Source organism: Reyranella sp., assembly GCF_030651995.1.
Classification (GTDB): domain Bacteria; phylum Pseudomonadota; class Alphaproteobacteria; order Reyranellales; family Reyranellaceae; genus Reyranella.
The window spans coordinates 1-5,425 of record NZ_JAUSBN010000053.1; the positions used below are offsets into that span (position 1 = coordinate 1).

Annotated in this window: 4 protein-coding genes and 1 tRNA gene; 3 read left to right on the forward strand and 2 right to left on the reverse strand. The window is 62.9% G+C overall.

What is annotated here, in order from left to right:
* Positions 1–479 precede the first annotated feature (479 nt).
* Complete coding sequence (locus tag Q7V45_RS15995) at positions 480–641, reverse strand: hypothetical protein (protein WP_304853846.1); 162 nt, start codon at positions 639–641, stop codon at positions 480–482.
* A gap of 138 nt (positions 642–779) precedes the next feature.
* Here Q7V45_RS15995 and Q7V45_RS16000 point away from each other — a divergent pair, with 138 nt between their 5' ends.
* Positions 780–1,277, forward strand: a complete 498-nt coding sequence (locus Q7V45_RS16000) for a hypothetical protein (protein ID WP_304853848.1) — start codon at positions 780–782, stop codon at positions 1,275–1,277.
* A gap of 155 nt (positions 1,278–1,432) precedes the next feature.
* Here Q7V45_RS16000 and Q7V45_RS16005 read toward each other — a convergent pair.
* Positions 1,433–1,510 (reverse strand) — tRNA-Arg (locus tag Q7V45_RS16005).
* Positions 1,511–1,798: 288 nt separating this feature from the next.
* Here Q7V45_RS16005 and Q7V45_RS16010 point away from each other — a divergent pair.
* Together Q7V45_RS16010 and Q7V45_RS16015 are read left to right on the forward strand one after the other, a co-directional pair.
* The gene (locus tag Q7V45_RS16010; protein WP_304853850.1) at positions 1,799–3,667 is read left to right on the forward strand and encodes an NAD(P)/FAD-dependent oxidoreductase; all 1,869 of its coding nucleotides are present in this window, start codon (positions 1,799–1,801) and stop codon (positions 3,665–3,667) included.
* 185 nt (positions 3,668–3,852) lie between these two features.
* Positions 3,853–5,172: an LLM class flavin-dependent oxidoreductase gene (locus tag Q7V45_RS16015; protein ID WP_304853852.1), complete on the forward strand. Its 1,320-nt coding sequence runs from the start codon at positions 3,853–3,855 to the stop codon at positions 5,170–5,172.
* The last annotated feature ends 253 nt before the right edge of the window (positions 5,173–5,425 follow it).

Sequence of the window (5,425 nt, forward strand, 5' to 3'; positions counted from 1 at the left end):
GGTCGTCGTATTTGATTTCTGTCTCATATCGTTTCCTTCAGGATGACGATGAGCGGGCATTTTCTCTTCCTCAAGACCTCAACACAGATCCGGCCCACTAGTTGGCCCCCATCAGGTCGATGTCGCGGACTCTCACCGTCGGGTAGCCGACCGGGATCCTGTTCTTGCGCAAAATTCCATCCGACCATGGAATCAGTTTCGATGAAGACCATAATTGCCGATGTTCGGTAATCGGAGAGCGCGCCGCTCTGCTGCGACGCGGACTCCCCGCATGTGTTCTGAGCGCGCCTGCCTCCGAGAGACACAATAGCGAACCGCGACGACGCCCGGCACCGCGACGGCGATATATGTTCGTTCGCCGCAAACAGTTTAGGCCGTGCGACGCTCGTAGCGATGGTGCAGGCCACCGACCTGTGGCAAGGCGACAACGGTACTTGCAGAGGACGGATGTATGGGCCGAGGCTCCGGACAGTCCTTGGTCAACGAGAGATGCGTGCGGCTTCGGTGGTGATACTCAAAGTATGCCGACAGCACACGGCGCAGGTGATGCTCATCGGAGACGATGACGTGCCGATGATGCGTTCGACATAGGCATTCTGCCACGGCGATCGCGGCGCGGCGACGACCTGCTCGATAGCCATCGCCTGAGCGCTTCTGCGTCATAAAAAATAGTGCAGGTGGATTGGGAGATTGACTGCGCGCCGGTTATGTGGGGCTGGCGTCGAAGGACATGCTGTCATCTAGAAATGCTTGCACCAGAGGCCGATAATCGCATCACGATGACCAAGCCAACTCGTCGCCCCGTTGGCAGGCCTAGCAAGTACAGCGAGGCGCTGGCCGACCGTATTGTCGAGGCCATGATCGATGGCGCCGATCTTTTTGCCGTCTGCCAGCAGCCCGGATTGCCGGACAGAAGGACTGTCTACAGGTGGGCCGCCGAGCATCCCGAATTCGCCTCACGGCTGGAACACGCTCGAGAGGCGCTCGGCGACCTCGCCGCCTACCAGATCGGCCAGATCGCCGCGAACTGCACGGCTGAGACGGCGGCCGCGGATCGTGTGAAACTGGCGGCGCTGCAGTGGCGCGCATCTCGGCTGGCGCCTCGGAAGTACTCGGAGCGGCGCGTGAATGAACTCGTCGGTGCTGGTGGCGGCCCTGTCGCAGTCGAGGCGAGGCCTCCGACCATTAATGTGATGGCCCTTACGCCCGAGGAGCGCGCGATCCTGAAGAAGGGCTTGCTGCGCATCACGGGGCAGCAGTCAGGCGATAGGGAATAGACAGCACAGCACTGTCTGTTACGCTCCTCCGTAACGCTCCAAAATCGTCTGAATTCCTCCGATCCAATCCGTGTCGCGGATTGGGGCCTGTATTGGGGCCGAGAACGGAGAGCCTGCTGAAAATGCAGCAAAATAAGCGTTTTTATGGACTGCGCTGGCGGACCCGGCGAGATTCGAACTCACGACCTCTGCCTTCGGAGGGCAGTATGCCAGTTCTCTCCTTTAACCACTCCGGCACGCCATCCCTGTGCAGAAGAGAGACCTTCTGCGCACGACGTTGGAAGTCCTTTTCCCGACGATTTTGCCCGGTGCAGCGGGGCCACCTTCCCGACATGCCGAAGGGCCGTCGATGGTGACCGTCTCCCGCAGGCTTTCCGACGATGTGCGGCCCGGGCCGGGCGCCGTCTTGCCGCCGACTGGTGGCCTGCCCTAGGCTCCGCCATGGCCAGCCGCTCGGCTGGCTGCTACCGCCGCATCCCAGCTTTCGATTTGCGTCGCCGATGGGGGACAGACCAGTTGCCATGACCGCTTCGATACGCATCGATCCCGCCACCGGACAGAAACTGTTCGATACCCGTGCCGCCAAGGCGACGGAGAAGATCACCGGCAAGGGTTATTCGCCCGTCGCCGACACGGCATTGAAGACGCTGCCAGATGCACCGCCGGGCGCGAAGTTCAACGCCACGGAGCAGGCCAGGTACCGCGCCAACAAGGAGGCGCGCCGCGGTGCCGCCAACTACATGGCGATGGAAGGTGAATTCGCGAAGTACCTCGAGGACGCTTACTCCGCACCGGCTGTTCCACGCGACAGGCTCACCGACGAGTGTGAGGTCCTGGTGATCGGCGCCGGCTTCGGGGCATTGGTGCTCTGGTACAAGCTTCAAGCCGCAGGTTTCCACGACGTCCGTTTCTGCGAGAAGGGCGGCGATGTCGGTGGTACCTGGTACTGGAACCGCTATCCGGGGATCGCGTGTGACGTCGAAGCCTACTCCTACCTGCCGCTGCTGGAGGAGATGGGCTGCTACCCGAGCATGAAGTTCGCCTCGGGGTTCGAGATCCTCGAGTATTGCCAGGCGATGGCCGAACGGTACGGATTCTACGACCGTTGCCTGTTCCACACCACCGTCGAGCGCACCACCTGGAATGAGGATGGCGCGCAGTGGACGATCGAGACCGACCGGGGCGACCGCATGCGCGCACGCTACGTCGTACTCGCCAACGGCATTCTGACCACGCCCAAGCTGGCACGCATCGAAGGCATGGAGACCTTCGCAGGCAAGGCGTTTCATACCTCTCGATGGGACTACACCTACGATCTCGAAGGCAAACGCGTTGGCATCATCGGCACCGGCGCCACGGCCGTGCAGGTGGTTCCCGAGATCGCAAAGGTCGTCAAGGAACTCTACATCTTCCAGCGCACGCCCTCGACCATCGACGTGCGCGACCAGCGTGCCACGACGCAGGAAGAGATCGATGCCTGGTCGAAGGAGCCGGGCTGGGCCAAGGCGCGGCGCGAGCGTCTTGCCACCATCTCCTCCGGCCGCACGGCCCTGCAGGGCAACGACGACTTCCTTGCCGGTCGTGTCACCCAGCTGAAGGAACGCAAGGTCTACGAACGCCCGTTGTCGCCCGAGGAGATGATCCAGGCGCAGCTCAACACGAATTTCCGGATCATGGAGCAGATTCGCGCGCGCGTGGACGAGGTGGTGAAGGATCCCAGGACCGCTGCGGCGCTGAAGCCCTACTATCCCTATGGCTGCAAACGGCCGACCTTCCACGACGAGTATCTGCCGACCTTCAACCTTCCACACGTCCATCTGGTCGATACCGCGCCCCTGGGCGTGAGCCGGATCACGCCCAGGGGTGTCGTGCACGAGGGCATCGAGTACGAACTCGACGCGCTCATCTATGCCACCGGTTTCGAATGGATGGCGACGGGCACCTTCAACATGATCGTAGGCCGCGATGGCCGCACTCTGCGCGACAAGTGGCGCGATGAAGGCGTGCGTACCTTCCTCGGCCTGCACAGCCACGGATTTCCCAACCTGTTGATCATGTCGGGCCCGCAGGGTGGGGGCGGTCAGTTCAACTTCACGCGCGGGCTGGAAGGCCACACGGACTATGTCGTGTGGATGCTGCAGGCGATGAAGCAGCGCGGCGAGCGCATCGTCGACGTGAAGAAGGAGTCCGAGGATGCGTACGCGACGCATTGCCGAGAGGCCGACCTCATGACGGCGCCGCTGCGTGACTGTCTCAGCTACTACAACGGCGACGGCAACGCCGAGCCCGGCAGCCTCGCCTATTACGGTGGTCCCAAGAAATGGCATCAGCTGCGCACTGAAGCGCAGGCGTCGCTGGAGCCGTACGTGTTCGGGCACGGCTCTGTCTGAGTTCTATGGTTTCGGGCTTTCCGAAGGTTCTCAACCGGCCCCCAAGGTCCAGTCAGGAGACAGACATGCGTCGCCGCTTCCGGCTCCATGGATCAACGATTGCCGGCCACGTCAGCGCCGGGAGACGACCGGAAGCGCGGCGGCTTGTCGCCGCGATCGTCCCCGTCGAGTCCTAGGCCCGCCGCATGCCCAAACCCATGATGCACCTGGCACAGTTTCTGGTGCACGGACCGACCTATCACAGCCTCGCCATGTGGCGGCATCCACGTACCGCGGAAGCGGGTTACGACTGGACGCAACCCGAGCTCTACCAGCACATCGCTCGCGTCTGCGAGAGAGCCAAGTTCGACATGGTCTTCTTCGCCGACCTCAATTACATCTCCGACACGTTCAGCGGCTCTCTGGCGCCGGCACTGCGCAACGCCACTCAGGTGCCCGAGCACGATCCGATTCCTCTGCTGTCCTTCATGGCGGCCGTCACCACCCGCATCGGACTCGGCGCCACCTATTCGGTCAGCCACCAGCACCCCTTCCACGCAGCCCGGCTGTGGGCGACGCTCGATGACCTGACTCGCGGGCGGGCGGCGTGGAACGTCGTAACCACCCTCAACCACAACCAGTCGGCCAACTTCGGTGAGGAGCTGAAGCCGACCGACGAGCGCTACGATCGCGCGCACGAATTCATGGAGGTTTGCCGGAAGCTGTGGGCGAGTTGGGACGAGGATGCCGTGGTGATGGACCGCGACGCCGGTGTCTTCGCCGATGCGGCAAAGGTGCATCGCATCGATCATGAAGGCCGCTTCTTCAAGTCGCGCGGCCCCTTGAATGTGGTGCCTTCGCCGCACCGCGGGCCCGCCATACTGCAAGCCGGCACCTCGGGTAAGGGTCGAGAGTTCGCGGCGCGCTATGCCGATGCGGTTTTCGCCATCCAGCCCTACCTCGCCGGCGCCAAGGCGCTCTACGACGACATCAAGCGTGGCGTGGTCGAAGCGGGCCGTCGGCCGGAGGCCTGCAAGATGCTGTTCGGTGTGCAGCCGATCATCGGCTCGTCGCGCGCCGAGGCGGCTGAAAGGCAGGCCGAGCACAATGCTCTGGTGCCGCTCGAAGGCGGGCTCGCCATCCTGTCCGGCCATCTCGATTTCGACCTGTCGACCCTGCCCCTCGACACGATCATGGCGCATCGCACCGAGCCCAAGCTGCAGAGGATGCAGACGCGCTATCGCTCGATGTCCGGCGAGTTGCTGACCCTGCGGCAGGTGGCCCAGAACCACGGACAAGCCGTCGGCTTGCCGCAAATGGTCGGCACACCCTCCGACGTCGCCGACCAGCTCGAGGCCTATTTCGACTTCGTCGGCGGTGATGGATTCATGATCTCGCCGATCTATTCGCCGGGCGCCATCGAGGAGTTTGCCGAGCTGGTGGTCCCCGAACTGCAGAGGCGCGGCCGCTTCCGAATGGACTATGCGGGCGCCACGCAGCGCGACCACCTGAACCAGGAATTCTGACCGAGGACGAGCCGGCGCTGCGGAAGGGGCTGCCGGCTCGCCTCTGGGCGGAAGGACTCAAGAGTCTTTCCGACATGGATTGAACTGCAGGGATCAATTGCTTCCCCATTCAAATGCAGGGCTGTCCGGGGAAAATGACGCGCGATTTCGGATAGGGGAAAATTGTCATCCCGAGCGCAGCGAGGGACCTTTAGAGCCGCCGACAAAGGTCCCTCGCTGCGCTCGGGATGACAAAGTGCGTACAAATAGGGCC

What these genes read in the sequence shown, in the direction of transcription:
- Q7V45_RS15995 (WP_304853846.1), bottom strand. Translation starts at nt 641, where the DNA reads ATGGCTATCGAGCAGGTCGTCGCCGCGCCGCGATCGCCGTGGCAGAAT.
- Q7V45_RS16010 (WP_304853850.1), top strand. Translation starts at nt 1,799, where the DNA reads ATGACCGCTTCGATACGCATCGATCCCGCCACCGGACAGAAACTGTTC.
- Q7V45_RS16015 (WP_304853852.1), top strand. Translation starts at nt 3,853, where the DNA reads ATGCCCAAACCCATGATGCACCTGGCACAGTTTCTGGTGCACGGACCG.
- Q7V45_RS16000 (WP_304853848.1), top strand. Translation starts at nt 780, where the DNA reads ATGACCAAGCCAACTCGTCGCCCCGTTGGCAGGCCTAGCAAGTACAGC.